Origin of the sequence: Paenibacillus sp. FSL M7-1046 (genome assembly GCF_038007405.1) — a bacterium.
Classification (GTDB): Bacteria; Bacillota; Bacilli; order Paenibacillales; family Paenibacillaceae; genus Paenibacillus_AQ.
Window position 1 is genome coordinate 2597221 of sequence record NZ_JBBOXB010000001.1, and the last position, 17094, is coordinate 2614314.

A 17094-nucleotide genomic window follows, 5' to 3' on the forward strand; every position below is an offset into this window, starting at 1 on the left:
GTCTCCGGCATATAAGCATTCAAAGGATCGCCTGAGTCTCCTTGTCCACAGCCTGTCCGATTCTTGCTTATTCCCGCAGGAGTTACTATGATTATGCTATTAACTTCAGGGACACAGGAATACAAATTCATCCCGCTTTGAGAAAAATATCACGAACATCCGGCAGAACCGGATCAAGCAAGGGAGTGGACGGTATGGGGAATAATGACTGCGGAGTTTTGCGCGAAGACTTAATAGATCAGGCCGAATCGTTCATCCGGTTATGCTACGGGGAGCTGGAGAAATCCGAGCCTGAGATCCTTGAACGGGTGTCGGCCATACGTGAAGAAGTGCTGCAAAGCGGTACCTATAGGCATACCGAAGAAGAGCTGACACATGGAGCAAGGATGGCGTGGCGGCATAACAGCCGCTGCATCGGGCGTCTGTTCTGGCATTCGCTCGAGGTGATTGACGCACGCGGGAAGGAAACTGCAGAGGAGGTGGCCGAAGCGCTGCTGGCCCACATGGAGCGGGCCAATAACGGAGGACGTATCCGTCCGGTGATGACCGTGTTCCGCAGCGGTGAAGATCCTGCGAAAGTGATCCGTATCTGGAATCATCAACTGATCCGTTATGCCGGGTATCCCGGGAATGCAGAAGATCCGCGCGCTGGCGACCCAGCGTCTGATCCCTTTACCTCGCTCTGCCTGAAGCTAGGCTGGCAAGGGACCGGCGGCGACTTCGATGTGCTGCCGCTCGTAATCAGTATCGGCGATGAACAGCCGTGCCTGTTCCCTATTCCTAAGGGAATCGTGCAGGAGGTTCCGCTAACCCATCCGGAAATCGAACGTTTCCCGGAGCTTGGACTGCGCTGGTATTCGGTGCCGATCGTTTCGGACATGCAGCTGGAAATTGGCGGGATCCGGTATACAGCAGCTCCTTTTAACGGCTGGTATATGGAAACAGAGATCGGTTCCCGCAATCTTGGTGATACCGGTCGCTATAACCGGCTGCCGGCTGTAGCGGATCTGCTTGGACTGGACCGTTCGACCAATACGTCACTGTGGAAGGATAGGGCGCTGCTGGAGCTTAACCGTGCCGTATTGCATTCCTACAAGCTGGCCGGAGTAAGCATAGTGGATCATCATACCGCTGCCGATCAGTTCGTCCGCTTTCAGGAGCAGGAGAAGCAGCGGGGGCGGGAAGTATCCGGCAAATGGCATTGGCTGATCCCGCCGATGTCACCCTCGGCTGCGCCAATCTGGAATGACAACAAGCTGAAAGAGCTTAACCTCAGTCCGCGCCTGGTCTACCAAAGTTCTGCTTATGCAGGGTGGCTGGAGGAAGCGGATGTTATGCAAAAAGGTATGCTGGAAGATGTGCAGGAGGGCACGCAGGGAGTAGCGCTGGAAGGTACGCGAGAAGGTACCCAAGGAGGTACGTATGAGGGGGCACTGGAAGGTGCGCGAGAAAGTGCTCAGGAGGGTATGCAAGAAGGTGCGCAGGAAGGTAGGCGAGATGGCGCAGGGCATACCAGTTCTGCCGCTGCGGCGGGCTTGGACATCACGGAGCATCAGCGCGAAGAAACTCCTGCTGAACCTGGACATGCAGCGGCGGAGATGGCCTGCCCTTTTCACCACCAGCAATAATTCCGACGGGCTATCAGTTTCCTGGTTACTTTAACTGCATTTCATACACCTAAAAATCAGCATTTTGGAGCAGTATAGGAGATAGCTGTATTCTGTACAATTATTTAGGCGTGATTTGGGCAAAACGTTGCTTTTCGCCAATTTTAGTTGTAAGAAATACATCTATCTCTAAAATAGCTTTATTGTATCCCTGGATAGTTGCAGTAAATACATTTATTTTGAAAGGGGCACCATAAGCTGATTCAGCGTTCATTCGCAAGTGTGGTATCGGACAGAATGCTCAGGGGAAATCCCAAGCGTAACAATAATTCGAAGAAGACTTGCGGACAATATCCTAAACGGCACTCTGGCTGCAAGTGATACGGACGTTTCCATCCAGTCCTGCATCCCTGCTGAGGACGACAGCCACGTGATTGTAAAGGTGGAACAGTCGGCTAGGCGTTTAAAATACGGGCTTGATTATTTAAGAAGTGGAGTATATACTTCTAACCAAGAAAGTGATTGATCAATAACCAACTGTTGAGGCGTGAATTACTTTATCTACTTCATCTGAAAAGGAGGCATAAGGCCATCATGAACAAACAATCCAGTACGGTCCGGTCTAAGACAGATGAAGCGACCTCCGTTAACCGGCGGGAGCAGATTTTGGAGGCGGCGGTTGTGGTTTTTGCCGAACTTGGTTACTACCGGGCGACCACTGCACAGGTAGCGGAGAGAGTGGGTATCTCCCAGCCGTATATTTTCAAGCTGTTCAAGAACAAGGAGGAACTGTTTGTAGCCGCACTGGACCGTGCCTTTGAGCGGATTATCCGCACCTTTAAGAGTGTTGAGGCTCCTGTAGATCAGCTGCTTGCGGAAACAATCCGGGTATATGAGCAATTGATGGAGACCCATCCTAATGAGATTCTTCTGCAAGTGCAGGCATTGGGCATACGTGATGAAATGATCCTCCGTGCGATGCAGAAGGGAATGCTTGAAGTCACCAGTCTGGTTAAGGGGAAATTTGTGGCTGCCGGAATGGAGCATCCGGAGGTTGAGGTCAGCACCTTTATGGCCAACGGCATGCTTTGCAATATCTCAATGGCGCTGGGAATGCCGGAATTAAAGCCAAAGCATCTGTAAGCACCAGCGAGTACTAGGGGGAGTTTGGCTAGTGAGCAGGATCTAAGGGCGGAGTCCCTTAGATATTAATGAGTTTTAGTTAGTGATTAGCCAATAACAAAAGTGCCCTGTTAGAAACTAAAGTACTAAGGAGCAACGGTATCTTGAGCAGCTCATCAACTGGTTAAATAGTCAATCGCCAAGCAATAGTGTCCATCGGTATGCCGTATAGCCATATGGTTAAGTACCCAATCGCCGTAAGGCCAATTTGATAGCCTATCGCTAATCCGAATCGCCGTAACGCCGATCTCATAGCCTATCGCTAATCCGAATCGCCGCCGTAACGCCAATTTGATAGCCTACTACTAATCCGAATCGCCCTAACGCCGACTCATAGCCTATCGCTAATCCGAATCGCCGTAACGCCAATTTGATAGCCTACTACTAATCCGAATCGCCCTAACGCCAATCTAATAGTCTATCGCTAATCCGAATCGCCGTAACGCCGATCTCATAGCCTATCGCTAATCCGAATCGCCGTAACGCCAATTTGATAGCCTACTGCTAATCCGTTTCGTCCTAACGCCTATCTGACAGCCTATCGCTAATCCGAATCGCCGTAACGCCGATCTCATAGCCTATTGCTAAAGCCGATTCGCTATATCGCTAATCCATATCACCTTAAAGCCAATCCGATTTCCTGATGGTTAATCCGTATCTCGTTCCGGACACCAGAGCTCTTATTTCGGAGAAATTGCCTGTTTGCGGCTGTGAACGGACCTCAGTGCAGCTATTGTTCACAATCGTACTCAATTTGTTGATTTTCACACTCAATAAGTGCATCTGGGTCCGAATGGAAGTCAAATAGACTCCGATCAGCAAGATAACGTCTCTCCAGTCCGTGACAGTCAGAAACGCGAAATTGTTTAGTTAGTGATCAATCACTATTGTATCTGGCGAAACCCAAAGCCAAAATCGCAAAGCTGAAGGCCAAGAGCCAAGAGCCAAGAGCCAAGAGCCAAGAGCCAAGAGCCAAGAGCCAAGAGCCAAGAGCCAAGAGCCAAGAGCCAAGAGCCAAGAGCCAAGAGCCAAAAGCCAAAAGCCAAAAGCCAAGAGCCAAGAGCCAAGAGCCAAGAGCCAAAAGCCAAGAGCTAAAAGCCAAGAGCCAAAAGCCAAGAGCTAAAAGCTAAAAGCCAAGAGCCAAGAGCCAAAAGCCAAGAGCCAAGAGCCAAAAGCCAAGAGCCAAGAGCCAAGAGCCAAGAGCCAAGAGCCAAGAGCTAGGGGCCCAAACCCAAACCCAAACCCACTAATCAGGAGGAAATTAAAATGTTAAACAAAGCTGTCGTGTTAGGTGCAACCGGAGGAACAGGAATGGTCATTATTGCCGAGCTGCTGAAAAGAGGGGTGGAAACGGTTGCCTTTGGGCGATCCCTGCCAAAGCTGGAGCAGCTTGCAGCGAAGCTGGGGAATCCAACAGGACTCCGCTTGAAGACCGGCGACGTATTTAAGGCGGGCGATGTACTGGAGGCCGCGCAGGGGGGGGATGTTATTTTCCACTGTGCTTCGGTGCCTTATCACGAGATGAGCACCAAGCTGCTGCCGATGGGGGAAGCGGTCTTGGAGGCGGCAAGCAAGCTAGGGACCCGGGTTGTTGCGGTGGACGGCATTTATCCATACGGCAAAAGACGGAATGAGCAGCCGATCAGCGAGGATTATCCGAAGAATCCGCATACCCAAAAGGGAAAGGTCAAGCTTGAATTTGAGCGGATGTTCTTCAGCCCGCGCTGGAATCGGGCCAAAAGAATGATCGTCCGCTTGCCCGATTATTACGGTCCTACCGCCAATGAGGCATCGTATCTGGGCTCTACGCTGGAGGCGATTGCCACCGGGAAACCGGCGATGTTCATCGGAAATATGAGCGTTCCGCGTGAATACGTTTATCTCCCGGATGCCGCAGTGATGATGGTGGAGCTGGCGGGCAGGGAGGAAGCGTACGGACAGAATTGGAACATTCCAGGTGCGGGCATCATCTCGGGTAAAGAGATCGTCCGGATAGCCCGGGCGGCTAGCGGATCATCAAAACCGGTTATACCCGTCGGTGCCGCCGCCTTGTCGCTGCTGGGACTGTTCGTCCCGGTCATGAAGGAGATTGTCGAGATGCTCTATTTAACGAAGGAGCCCCTTATTTTAAGCGGCAGCAAATATGAACGTACCGTTGGGCCGATTCCGGCCACACCGTTTGAACAGGGAATTACGGAAACGATCCGCGTGCTTAAGGCCCGGCAGGATAAATCTTTGTGAACACGCTTATAAAATACATCAAAGCCGCAGAAGATAGAAATAGTCAGGCCACTTGATCTGTGATACTATTTATTTCTATATACAAGAGGGAAGTGAGCACGAATGATCAGCATTACCATCCCGGCACCGGATGTTACGATTACCAAGCAGGAGAATCCTGTGCTGAGCCATATTTACGGATTTACGGATTTCCACCTGATTACGCGTGAAGCCGGCGGCATCTTTATGTTCTATAACGACAACGACGAGCTGTTGTTTGTAGGCAAGGCCAGAAAGCTGAGACCCAGAATCAAAAAGCATTTTGAAGATAACGTATCCGTAATGAAGCCCCATCGCGACGAAGTCACCAAGATTGAGGTATGCCTCGTTGAGGATCCGGTCGACAGAGAGATTTACGAAACCTACATTGTGAACAAGCTGAAAGCCAAGTACAATGTGGAGAAAGTCCTGTATAAATAGTGAATTTAGTGCAAAAGGCGTGGTCCAATGGGGCCGCGTTTTTTTTTGCGAAAAGTTCGGAAACCGCGGAAATCCGGCCTATCGGCGTGGTTAATCCTTTCTGGGACAGCAAACTGGGTCTTTAGATGTATTTAGGAAAGTTAGATATTAAGGCTCACTTACATCCAGGACAAATCATCTATAATAAACTCGTATATGCTCGACATTTTTTGACATTTATAATGAGGTGATATATAGATGGCTGCTCCTTTTTTTAAGAAAAGAGACGCGGTGGACAAGACGCCGAAGCCGGGCATGGTTCAAAAGGTACAATTGGCGGAAAGTCCTCCTGAAGATTCGGAAAGCTATGAAAAGAGTGACAGCCAGAACAGCCTGATTTCGACGGGCAAAGCACAGCTGGACAAGAAATCACTGGATTTAATTTTTGCGGTTGAACAGATGATTCAGGACCGGACGCATGCCGAGACGAATAACCGTGAGCTTCAGGACCGGCTTGCGCATTCCAGCGGACATGTGGAGCGGTTGAATAAGGATCTCAAGAACCTCAATAAGGTGATTGAAGACCGGGAGAAGAACATTATGGAGCTGGAGCAGAAGCTGGTAGAGCGTAATCTGAAGGTGGATCAGGTGCTGGAGGATTACCGCGAGCTTCATATCACTTTTTCTGCAGAAATGGACGAACTCAAGAGCACCATTGACCTGGAGCAGCAAAAATACGTTAACCTTGTGCAGAAGCACAATGAGGTCCACGCGGAGAAGCTCAAGAAAATGAATGAGCTGGAAGAGAAGATCGGACGCCTGGAGACGGAAAATGGCCATCTTCGACAGAAATACGAAACGGTCCGGCAGGAGAAAGCCTACCTCTCCAGCATGATCAGCGATTTCACCAACCGGATGACAGCACCTTTTGGCGGCAGCAGCCTGCCTGCAGAGCGCAGTGATGAGAATGGGGATACATAATATTTATGCCAGTTGAGGAAAAAAGCGCCGCTCTGATGATAGAGTTGCTGTCGCTTGAGCACGGGCAGGACGGTTATCGGATGGAGGTAGGTCTAACCCGCAGCGGTGCCTTTACCAGACAAATGGTCCACATAGATGAGCTTACATATCTGCAAATGAACGCACTCCCCCCTTTTGAAGGACAGCGGATTCGGCTGTCACTGTACGCGAAGTGGGATCCCTTCCGCCAGACACATTTCAGCTCACTTATCAAAATGAACCGGACTTTCAGCGAAACGCTGTATTTCGCCTGCTCCGAAGAATATATCTCCTTACTTCATCGCTTGAAGCAGCCGGAATGGGTGGGTGCTGAACAGGTAAAGGAGAAGGAGAAGGAAGAGGCCGCGGTGATTCCCTCCCCGGCGGTAGCGGCAGTACCGAAACCGGTTAAGCGCAGCAGTTCCAGGGCTGGAGCCCGGTCGATTGCCCTGCGGGGACTTGTGTTGAGCCTTCTGCTGATCGTATTCTTGCTGCGTATGGACGATGGACTGTTCTCGGACAGTGCCGAAGCGAAGGTGGAAGTCACCCAGTCTGAGGCTGGTGCTCATAGTTCCGAGCAAGATGACACCTTGTCCGCTCCCTATACCCCTGTGGTGCGGCTGACTTCACTTGAGAGCAGTATAGCCGAGGCAGCCACGGTGCCAGTAGAGGATGAGAAAGAAGTGCAGAAGCTGCTGTACGAGGAGCTTGAGCTTGGCGGAGACAGCTATGAATACGCCTTGCCCAAGGGATATGTGGCGCTCTCCTTCGATGATGGCCCCTCGAAGTATACCAAGGAGATAGTGGATATTCTGCAGGCGGAAGGCATTGCGGCCAATTTTTTATTTATTGGACAGAATGTGCTCCACTACCCTGAGGCAGTAATCTATGCCGATGCGCAGGGCATGGCGGTCGGCAATCATTCGTGGGATCACAGCGTCATGACCAGGAACAGCGGTGAAGAGAACCGGAACAATCTAAGTCAAGTTAACCATGCGCTGGCACAGCTCATCCAGTCTCCGGTAACGGTCTTCCGTCCTCCGTATGGAGCGGTAAATGAAGAGCTGGCGGCTGAAGTCGGCAGACAGCATATGAAGGTGCTGCTCTGGAACCGTGACCCTGAGGATTGGAAGGCGGACAGCCCGGAGGAGATTCTTCATTATTTCCGCGCAACCGATCCGTCGGGCGGCATCTATCTTTTGCATGAAAAAAGCATAACCGTAAAGATCCTCCCTGAAATCATCCAATATCTTAAGAGCAAAGGCTTGAAATTCGCCATCTTTAAATAATTTGCAGGGTTAGAGCGTATCCATCGTAAATGGATACGCTTTTTATATGCCCTATAGCTAACTTCATATGTTGTTAGGAGAATTAATGAGATTCGCTGTTTTAGACTCCGGGAAATTACCGAAGGTAATGACCGCCAAGGCTGTCTGGATATAATGTGCATAGCCGGCTGCATACTGCTCCAGCTGAGTCTCGGTAACTTCACGGATACGTGGCAGCAGGCAGGGATTTCCCTTGTTTTAATATACGAAATTTGAGACAATAAGTAGATGTTGTTGGAAGAGTCCTGTCAAGGTAGAATAGATTGAACTTTAAAGTTTTGAAAAGAGGATATGAAATGAATAAAGAATCCATTTATGGATTAACATTGGATCAACTGGCGTCATGGCTATCGGAGCGCGGCCACAAAAAGTCCCGTGCAGCCCGGGTCTGGGACTGGATTTACCGCAAGCGGATTACGGATTTCACGGAGATGTCCGATCTGAATAAGGATTGTGTGCAGCTGCTGTCCGAGCATTATGTATTTCAAACGATGGATGAGCATGTGAAGCAGGAATCGGCTGACGGTACGATCAAGTTCCTGTTCCGACTAAAGGACGGCAATCTGATCGAAACGGTACTGATGCGGCAGAAATACGGCTTGTCCGTCTGCGTCACCACTCAGGTCGGATGCAATATCGGCTGCAGCTTCTGTGCGAGCGGACTGCTGGCGAAGAGCCGTGATCTGTCCAGCGGCGAGATTGTGGAGCAGATTATGAAGGTGCAGCAGCATCTCGATCAGGCCGGACTGGGACAGAGGGTCAGCCATGTAGTAGTGATGGGGATCGGCGAGCCGTTCGATAACTTTGAACATCTGCTGAATTTCCTGACAATCATCAAGGACCACAAAGGGCTGGCGATTGCCGGCAAGGGCATTACCGTCTCGACAAGCGGTCTGGCTGACAAGATCAGAGAATTTGCCGATGCCAATATGCAGGTCAACCTGGCGATTTCTTTACATGCGCCGAATAATGAGCTGCGGACACAGATTATGAAGATCAACCGAGCCATTCCTATAGAGAAATTAATGCCGGCGATTGATTACTATCTGGATAAGACGAACCGGAGAATTACGCTGGAGTACATTCTGCTGAAGGACATCAATGACCGCGAGGAGCATGCGCTGGAGCTGGCAGAACTGATCGGCGACCGGCGTCAGCTGGCCAACGTCAACCTGATCCCGTACAACCCGGTGGATGAACACAGTCAGTACCAGCGGAGCGAGCGGGAGTCGGTACGGGCCTTTTTTGACACGCTGAAGAAGCAGGGAGTCAGCGTCAGCACCCGGCTGGAGCATGGCACGGACATTGATGCCGCCTGCGGCCAGCTGCGCAGCAAGCAGATTAAGAAGACCAAAGACAGCAGCGCGGATAAGAACGGGGTAGTTGCCGGGTAAGGCTGGAGACCATTTCAGCGGTTTGCCGACGGCCTGGTTAGCAGGACGTAACCCCTTCCATCACCTGCTAAGGATTTTTGTGATACAATAGCTTGGCAGTGATTAGGAAAGAAGGTATGCGTTGTGCTGACATTTACAAGCTACACCGTGGAAAATTTAAGAGACCCATTCGGTATTTTAAGCGGCAAGCGATATGAGTTCATGATTAACCTGGATGTGCCGGAAGAAGATGAACTGTACGAAGAGAACGGGGTATCGGCCCGCGTGATTTTCAAAGTTGAGGAAGAGAAGAGCGCCATCGTCAGTTACGATCTGCTGGAAACGACAACAGGCCGCGTTTTGGATTTCGATATGGAAGAGGACGAGGAAGCAGCACTGGCCTTGTTCTGTACAGAACATCTGCCGGAGTAAGGAAGTATGCACGAGAACCCCGGTGGTTATGTGAGGCAGTAAGACGGGTTCTGCATAGGAAAGGGGAGCTGCCAGCTATGGCAGCTCCCCTTTTTGCAACATTATAACGACTATAGGCAGCCGCTGACATAATAATGAATCTGTTTGTTCCACCAAGGCCAGTCATGGTTCACATCGTGGCCCCAATAGTCAAACCGGGCAGGGATCTTCTTGCGCTGCAGCAGTTCCTGCAACAGGCGGGTTTCATGAAGCATTTCGTCCTCATAATCGCCCTGGCCGACACAAATGATGATGTTGCTGTCACGGTATTGCTGCAGATAATAATCATCCTGAAGTCCCGGCAAATAGTGGAGCGGAGAGTTGAGATAGACGTTGTCGCTCATATAGTCGCCAAAGAAATAATAGGTGGAATAGACGCCGCTCAGGGCGATCAAGGTATCGAAATATTGCGGATAACGGAAAAAGAAGCTGGCACTGTAGTAAGCGCCCATGGAGCAGCCGGAGATGAGAATGCGCTGGTCACTGCCGCCATTGTTCCATTTGCTCTGGTGGAGAATGCCGGGGATCAGCTCCTGCGTGATGTATTTGTCATACTGCTCATGCCGTTGCACTTTGTCCTCGTGATTCCAGTGGGCAGAGAAGAAGGTCTCCTCATCAATGCTGTCGCAGGCCCAAATCTGCAGCTTGCCGGCCTCAATGAATTCCGAGAGCGTCTGGATCATGCCCGAATCCTCGTATTGATAGAATCTGCCGAGTGACGTAGGGAAGACCAGCATCGGTTTGCCGGCGTGGCCGTATATTTTATACTCCATTTCCCTGTGCAAGTTATGGCTGTACTCCTTATGGTAGCTTGTCCTCATCCGTTAACACATCCTATCCCTCTTCTTGTTGAATATAGTTCACGATGTCTCTGACATCCTCTAATGCGGCGGAACGGAATTGATAGGCGCTGTTCCCCATGGCTCTGCTGAATACCTCTTCGATCTCGGCATAATTCACGATCTTGTCGCCATAGGTGCGGTAGATGTCTTCATGGCTGTGGGTGTAATGCTTATGCTTCTTGCGGCTGGCATAGCCGGTATAATATTTGCCTTCATAGGGTCCGCCAACCTCGTTATGCGCGATCATGCTGGCCCATTCCTTATAGATGTCCACGTCGTATGAGAAGTTTATGGCATCAGTCATCCAGGCGCCGGGCGGACGCATATTTACTTCTAGAGCGATAATCCGGCCATCTTTATTCGACTTGAACAGCTCGATGTGGAAGAAACGCTCTTTGATGTCAAAAGCCTTCAGAATGCTTCTGCCCGCCGCCTCAACCTCCGGACTAATCTCCCGCAGACAGAAATAATACAGATGGTTATCGGTGTTGACGACCTCCATCACGCTGTTCTCGAACAGATGGCTTACGGCAAAGCGCACTTCACCATGGATATCGACCAGTCCGTCATAGGTCAGAATGACCCCGTCAATGAACTCTTCGATAATAAAGGGGACCTCAGCGGGTTTGGTGTCAAAAAATTGCTGCAGCTCATCCTCGTTATTGATCTTGTAAGTCATGCTGGCCCCGGAGCCGAGATCGGGCTTCACAACAAGCGGAAAGCCGGCTTCACGGATGAACGCATCGACGCTCTCCCGGGTGGTTCCGGTGGAGAACTGCACGGTGTTGACGCCGCTTTTGCGGAAAAATTCCTTCATCTTGGACTTCTGCTTCAGATTGTAGACGAAATCGGTCTTGGTGCCGTAAATGTTGAAGTCACTGCGGATGGCGGCATCCTGCTCCAGCCAATATTCGTTCAGTGACTCGAACCGGTCAATCTTGCCGTATTTATGTGTGAAATAGCCTACCGCCCGCAAGATCTCCTCGTAATTTTCCAGATCATTCACTTTGTAATACTCCGTCAGCGCGAGCTGCAGCTTGTCCTCCAAGTGTGCATATTCGGCATCACCAATCCCGAGCACCAGCACACCCTGACACTGCAGCTGAGTACAGAAATCGGCGCTGTTCCTCGGGAAATGAGGGGAAAAGAAAATAAAGTTCACGGCGATCAACCCCTTTGGCTGGAATATAATTCCGAGTTAAATTGTATGATTAATTTAATTTAATTTATCAGGTCCATCCCTATCCGTCAATGTTTTTGGAGAGTTAAGAGGGATTCACACTTCTTCGGCTTTGGCATCTTCGCATTTGTGCCGGGTAAAGGAGGAGGAGGTAATTTTCTTTTCTTCTTCGCATGTTTACGCAATATGGGGTAAAATACAATAAAGCAGGCAAAAATAGGAGTTGTAGAACATGTCTAAGTCCAATGAAGAAGTATTCTTGACTAAAGAAGGATTGGCTAAGTTAGAGGAAGAGCTTAGGGATCTGAAGACAGTAAAACGCAAGGAACTGGCAGCCCGCCTTAAGCTGGCGATCAGCTACGGGGACTTGAAGGAGAACAGTGAGTACCACTCGGCCAAGGAAGATCAATCGTTCATGGAAACCCGGATTATGATCCTGGAGAAAATGCTGACGAAAGCCCAGATCGTTGATTCGAGCAAAATGGATCTGAGTGCAGTCAGTGTAGGTTGCATCGTGATCCTGAATGATGTGGAATACTCCGAAAAAATCGAATATAGAGTGGTGGGCCCGGCTGAGGCTGATGTGCTCGACAACAAGATTTCTTATGAAAGTCCGCTGGGCAAAGAGCTGATCGGCAAAAAAGTGGGCGACATCATCAGCGTCAATGCCCCGATGGGCATCATAAAATATGAGCTGCTTGAAATCAAAATGCTGTAACAAACAAAATCCTCATCCCCTTGTCATTTCGCTGGGGATGAGGATTTTTGTTGTAGACAGGTGAGCGCATCTCCGGAATAACGGCATTACGGCGTAACGGCGGCCCGGGGGAATGACGGAACGCAGCTTCCGGGTCTGCGGCTCTTTCAGATCAGGCTATGGCCGCCGTCGATATGAAGTACCGTGCCTGTGGTGAATCCGTTATGGATCAGGTAAAGCACGCCCTCAGCCACGTCCGCCGCGGTGCCTACACGCTGTACCGGCAGCTTGGCAGCTGTGCTGCTGTAAAAGGAATTCCGGGACTCCTCCGCCATCCCTGCCCGGGAAGGCGTGTCAATAATGCCCGGAGAGACGACGTTCACCCGCAGAGGGGCCAGCTCCAGGGCCAAGGTTCGGCCAAGATTTGCGACAGCAGCATTCACTGCGCCCAGCATGGAGGAGCCGATCATGGATTTGAACGCTACAACCCCCGAGAAGAGGGTAATGGAGCCATTGGGGGTCAGCATCGGAGCCGCATATTTGGCGGCATAATATTGGCCCCAGAATTTATTCTCGAACAGTGAGCGGGCAGTGCTTGTCGGCGTTGCCAGGAAAGGCCCGCCGCTTGTTTCGGCCGCACTGACAACCAGATGATCAAAAGTCCCGGTCTGCTCGAAGAACAGCCGCATCTGCTCCTCATCTGTCACATCCAGTATGTGTGAAGTTACTTTCGCCCCTGTACCGATGGCAGACTTGGCCTGTTCCAGCTTATGCCGGGAACGGCTGGCAATTACAATCTCCGCACCTTCCGCGGCGGCCCGTCTGGCCGTTTCTAAACCGATTCCCGAGCTCCCGCCGACAATAACTACTTTTTGTCCTGTTAACATCTCTTTTCCTCCTCAAAGGGTTTATGGAGCATTACTTTCAGACATCCGCCGCAATAAAACTCGCTTCGGAAGCATCGCTAAGCATGTTGTGCTCTGTGAGGAGAGTATATGTCTATAACTTCCGTTTGGGAAGTAGTTACCTTATTGTTATACAGTTTCCAAAAGTATAGTTTTGTGCGGTGGAAGGGTTGCCGGATTAAAGTTTTTTAGAGCGTGAGTCCGTATCGTTTAAGCTCGATAAAAATTCCTTCCAGCTGTTCCCCCTTCGTGGTCAGGGTATATTCTACACGCGGCGGCACCTCCGGATATACTGTACGTTCCAGAATCCCATGGTTCTCCAGCTCACGGAGCCGCAGCGAGAGTGTCTTCGGGCTGATTCCCTCCAGGGATTTCAGCAGATCGCTGAAGCGCATCGTGCCTTCGATCAGCAGATCTCGGATAATGAGAAAGGTCCATTTGGTTCCAATAATATCGAGTGTTTTGGCAATGGGACAGGGCTCGCCGGGAGTGCCCTTGGTTATAATGACAGGCTCTGAATGGTCCATATTCAACTAGCCTCCTGAGTGAATGCCGATTTTTCTTAATCATATCACAATACTATCTTTTGGGAAGTTATGCACAGCCATAGGCGGTTTCTATTAAGCATATTGTTTCCATATCTTAGACGGGCCTTGCTTCAGCAGGTATAGTAGGGAATAACTATAGAACAGAGGAGTCCTGGCCCGTGATTGAGAATGTGTTGTCGACGTTATTTAAGGTCATAGTGCCGCTGTCCATTCCGGTTCTCGCCGGAGCGCTGCTGGGCCGGTTCAAGAACCTCGATACGAAACCGCTGTTAACGCTATATTTGTACTTTTTGAGTCCGGCGATCATTCTCGATACGCTGGCTACCGCAGAAATTTCCTTCGACGACGTCTATAAGACACTGTCGTTCTCCTTGCTGAATTTGTTTCTCCTATGGGGTCTGGCCAATGTGCTCGGGCGAATTCTGAAGCTGGCTCCGGCGGAAGCCGCCGGACTGACACTGGTCTCCACGTTTACGAACAGCGTCAATTACGGGCTTCCGCTGGTGCTGCTGGCCTTCGGCCAGCTTGGCCTCGATAAAGCATCGGTCTATGTCATTGGCCAGATGGTAATCGTCAATACCATCGGCGTTTATTTCGCTGCGAGATCACAGTTCTCGGTGCGCAGCGCCGTTAAATCCGTGTTCTCGCTGCCGGCCATCTATGCGGCAATTCTGGCCTTGATGCTGCGGGCGCTCGGCCTGCATATGCCGGATGAACTGGCATCCGGGGTCTCGATGGTGGCCGGGGCGTATTCGCCCGTGGTGCTTGCGATTCTGGGCGCACAGATGGTGAAGGTCAAAGCGGCCCAGACAGAGCGCAATGTGCAGCTTGCCTTCTGGACCGGGATCACGGTCCGCCTTCTGCTGGCTCCGCTGCTTGCCGCACTCGTTTTGCTCCTGCTGAATATTACCGGCACCTTATTTTCGGTGCTGCTCATTCTGGCGTCCATGCCTGTCGCCGTGAATTCCGTCGTGCTGGCCGAACGGTTCAGCAGTTCTCCCTCCCTGGTATCCCGCTGCATTGTATGGACAACGCTAGCTTCTTTCCTGGTGCTGCCGGTGCTTATTGTGGTGGTCGGCGGCGTGTAACGAGCCTGCGCTTCTGCCGCTCCTTTGCTACATTGATTTGTATATATTTAGCTAGATAAGGTACATGAAAGCCGATTCTATAATTGGAGTAACTATGGATTCCCAAAAAACTTTATTTTAACCTATATATCTTTAATAATTCCGATTGTTGGAAAATCCATTAATAAATATAATAGTAGCAAATATAGTTATAGCCAGGAAGGGGAAGCTTAAATGATTCCATTAGATGACGTAGACAAATGCTACCCATTAATAAATGAGCGGGCACAACGTTTTTTGAGTGAGCAAGAACTGAAACAATATCTCTCCCTCCCGCAAAACGAGGTGGAACACCAGCTTAAACTGTTGCTGGAAAGTCCGATTGCCCAATTTACCGTTGTAAATGAAGTCTACTTCAGAGCACGTTGGGCGGAGGTTTTTGAAGCACTGCAGTTGGGCGATGAACTGACATTATTGGAGGTGGCTTCCGGCGATGCAGATATGGTTCCCCAGGTCATGGCACGAACCCATCCGAACAGTACATACATAACGGCCAATATGAATAAAAGCCTCACCACCAGTTTGCTTCAGAAAACGCTGGGCCTTCCCCTGCATATGAAAGTCATAGAGGACGATGCAGCTTATCTCGAACAACATCTGTCTTCCGGGTCAGTGGATCTTATCGTTTTTCAGCATGCGGTCAATGATATCATCCAGGCGATATTGTGTGGACAGGCTGGAATCGACACCATACATACAGATTGGATGGAAACTCTGCCGGCCATGATCAAACTTCTTCAGCAGGAGGTTGCCTCAGGTACACTCGAAGTTCATGCCATGCAGCCTTTTATCACCTTGATCCACACTTTATTGATTTTTTTGCGAACAGATGGCATTATCGCTATGAATCATTATATGTTCCAATTAGACCTTGACTGGGGCTACCCGTTAGATTTGTTTGAGAATATCATCCCCCTGACCAGACGCTGGCTGAACGGGATTCAGGGTTGCGAAGAGATTTTTATTCCCGGTTTTGACCGGCAATGGTGGATCTTTTTGCAAAAAAGATAAGGATGTTTCACAATCGCGGTGGACCGTATCACAAGTAGGGGCAAGTTTTTCAGACAAAACGAAGCACTTTCGAACAGGAATTCTTTCAGCCGCTCTTCTAGACTGAATAATGAAAGGAGATGAGAGCGAGTGGAAACGCTTCGGTTGCTTCGGCAGGCGATTGATTACGTAGAAGAGAATTTGCAATCGAATATTGAGATCGACGATATCGCAAGGTCCGCGATGTCTTCGAAGTACCATTTTCAGCGGATATTCCATGCTTTGACGGGCTTTACGGTGACCGAGTATATGCGTAACCGAAGGCTCACGCTTGCGGCGGAAGATCTGGCAGGATCGGATAGTAAGGTCATTGATATTGCGCTGAAATATGGTTACGAGAGTCCTGAAGCATTTGCCAAAGCATTTCAACGGATGCATGGCGTAACACCACTTGCGGCAAAGAAAAAGAATGTGAAGCTCAAAGCGTTTTCTCGAATCTCCTTTCAAATTCAGATTAAAGGAGAAACAGAAATGAACTATCGTATTGTCGAGGAAAAGGCTTCAACAGCAATCGGCAAGGTCGTCATCATCAAGAAAGACCCTTTCACGGAGATACCGGCTTTCGTAGAGGTAATTTGGAAGAATGGCACGCATGACCAGATTAACGAGACTGTTGGCAGGCCTGCAGGTTCTCTGTTAAACGGTTATTACTTTGATTTCAGCGAGGATGGTACTAAGAGCTATATGACGGGTGTCGAGTTGCCAGAAGGAAGAGGAGTACCGGATGGGCTGAACATCCTTCAGATTCCTAATCAAAGCTACGCGGTGTTCGATAGTCGAGAATCGATTCCAGACGACATGGAGATCGGGTTAGAAATCCTAAACGTCTGGAAACGAATTTATTCGGAGTGGTTCCCATCCTCGAATTTTGAACAAGTTGAAGGACCATGTATGGAGAAGTACTATTGGGCAAATGATGATCACACCGAATCGATTTGCGAAGTATGGATCCCGGTTAGAAGAAAGTCGTAATTTAAGTTTAGGCCGCCATTATGGCGGTCTTCATTATATAAAAGATACTTGCCGTTACAGACAGCGCGGTGAACTGTATCACAAGTAGGGGCAAGTTTTTTGAAGAAAAGCTTGCAGGAGCCAGTGTTAGCATC

16 protein-coding genes and 1 pseudogene are annotated in these 17094 nt (G+C 49.9%); 12 read left to right on the forward strand and 5 right to left on the reverse strand.

Annotated elements, in window-relative coordinates:
* Positions 1-194: 194 nt before the first annotated feature.
* Positions 195-1307, forward strand: a pseudogene (locus NYE29_RS11380) (nitric oxide synthase oxygenase); the annotation flags it as partial.
* A gap of 421 nt (positions 1308-1728) precedes the next feature.
* Here NYE29_RS11380 and NYE29_RS11385 read toward each other — a convergent pair.
* Positions 1729-1881, reverse strand: coding sequence for a hypothetical protein (locus NYE29_RS11385; protein WP_340896034.1), 153 nt, complete (start codon positions 1879-1881; stop codon positions 1729-1731).
* A gap of 320 nt (positions 1882-2201) precedes the next feature.
* Here NYE29_RS11385 and NYE29_RS11390 point away from each other — a divergent pair, with 320 nt between their 5' ends.
* From NYE29_RS11390 to NYE29_RS11420, 7 genes are all read left to right on the forward strand, one after another.
* Entirely contained in the window at positions 2202-2750 is a 549-nt protein-coding gene (locus NYE29_RS11390) for a TetR/AcrR family transcriptional regulator (protein ID WP_076110922.1), read from the forward strand.
* A 1305-nt stretch (positions 2751-4055) separates the two neighbouring features.
* Entirely contained in the window at positions 4056-5030 is a 975-nt protein-coding gene (locus NYE29_RS11395; protein ID WP_340896037.1) for an NAD-dependent epimerase/dehydratase family protein, read from the forward strand.
* 102 nt (positions 5031-5132) lie between these two features.
* Positions 5133-5489 (forward strand): nucleotide excision repair endonuclease, encoded by a 357-nt coding sequence (locus NYE29_RS11400; RefSeq protein WP_038597878.1) that lies wholly within the window; start codon positions 5133-5135, stop codon positions 5487-5489.
* A gap of 237 nt (positions 5490-5726) precedes the next feature.
* Positions 5727-6449, forward strand: coding sequence for a hypothetical protein (locus NYE29_RS11405; protein ID WP_038597876.1), 723 nt, complete (start codon positions 5727-5729; stop codon positions 6447-6449).
* A 5-nt stretch (positions 6450-6454) separates the two neighbouring features.
* The gene (locus NYE29_RS11410) at positions 6455-7756 is read left to right on the forward strand and encodes a polysaccharide deacetylase family protein (protein ID WP_340896039.1); all 1302 of its coding nucleotides are present in this window, start codon (positions 6455-6457) and stop codon (positions 7754-7756) included.
* A 335-nt stretch (positions 7757-8091) separates the two neighbouring features.
* Positions 8092-9189, forward strand: coding sequence for a 23S rRNA (adenine(2503)-C(2))-methyltransferase RlmN (rlmN, locus tag NYE29_RS11415; protein ID WP_076110928.1), 1098 nt, complete (start codon positions 8092-8094; stop codon positions 9187-9189).
* Between the two features lie 123 nt (positions 9190-9312).
* On the forward strand, positions 9313-9600 hold the full coding sequence (locus NYE29_RS11420; protein WP_038597869.1) for a DUF6509 family protein: 288 nt from the start codon (positions 9313-9315) through the stop codon (positions 9598-9600).
* 110 nt (positions 9601-9710) lie between these two features.
* On the opposite strand, the gene NYE29_RS11425 is transcribed toward NYE29_RS11420, so the two are convergent.
* Together NYE29_RS11425 and NYE29_RS11430 are read right to left on the reverse strand one after the other, a co-directional pair.
* On the reverse strand, positions 9711-10460 hold the full coding sequence (locus tag NYE29_RS11425) for an esterase family protein (RefSeq protein ID WP_340896040.1): 750 nt from the start codon (positions 10458-10460) through the stop codon (positions 9711-9713).
* A 13-nt stretch (positions 10461-10473) separates the two neighbouring features.
* A complete protein-coding gene (locus tag NYE29_RS11430) occupies positions 10474-11643 on the reverse strand; it encodes an ATP-grasp domain-containing protein (RefSeq protein ID WP_340896041.1) in 1170 nt (389 codons plus the stop codon).
* 250 nt (positions 11644-11893) lie between these two features.
* Here NYE29_RS11430 and greA point away from each other — a divergent pair, with 250 nt between their 5' ends.
* Positions 11894-12379: a transcription elongation factor GreA gene (gene greA, locus NYE29_RS11435; protein ID WP_038597863.1), complete on the forward strand. Its 486-nt coding sequence runs from the start codon at positions 11894-11896 to the stop codon at positions 12377-12379.
* Between the two features lie 146 nt (positions 12380-12525).
* Here greA and NYE29_RS11440 read toward each other — a convergent pair whose 3' ends face one another.
* Both NYE29_RS11440 and NYE29_RS11445 read right to left on the reverse strand, forming a co-directional pair.
* Positions 12526-13245 (reverse strand): SDR family oxidoreductase, encoded by a 720-nt coding sequence (locus NYE29_RS11440; protein WP_076110931.1) that lies wholly within the window; start codon positions 13243-13245, stop codon positions 12526-12528.
* A gap of 206 nt (positions 13246-13451) precedes the next feature.
* Positions 13452-13790: a winged helix-turn-helix transcriptional regulator gene (locus tag NYE29_RS11445; RefSeq protein ID WP_340896042.1), complete on the reverse strand. Its 339-nt coding sequence runs from the start codon at positions 13788-13790 to the stop codon at positions 13452-13454.
* A 179-nt stretch (positions 13791-13969) separates the two neighbouring features.
* Between NYE29_RS11445 and NYE29_RS11450 the strand changes: the two genes are divergently transcribed.
* The 3 genes from NYE29_RS11450 (at position 13970) to NYE29_RS11460 (ending at position 16960) form a co-directional block, all read left to right on the forward strand.
* On the forward strand, positions 13970-14899 hold the full coding sequence (locus NYE29_RS11450) for an AEC family transporter (protein ID WP_340896043.1): 930 nt from the start codon (positions 13970-13972) through the stop codon (positions 14897-14899).
* Positions 14900-15112: 213 nt separating this feature from the next.
* On the forward strand, positions 15113-15949 hold the full coding sequence (locus tag NYE29_RS11455; protein ID WP_340896044.1) for a hypothetical protein: 837 nt from the start codon (positions 15113-15115) through the stop codon (positions 15947-15949).
* A gap of 129 nt (positions 15950-16078) precedes the next feature.
* Complete coding sequence (locus NYE29_RS11460; RefSeq protein WP_076110935.1) at positions 16079-16960, forward strand: AraC family transcriptional regulator; 882 nt, start codon at positions 16079-16081, stop codon at positions 16958-16960.
* The last annotated feature ends 134 nt before the right edge of the window (positions 16961-17094 follow it).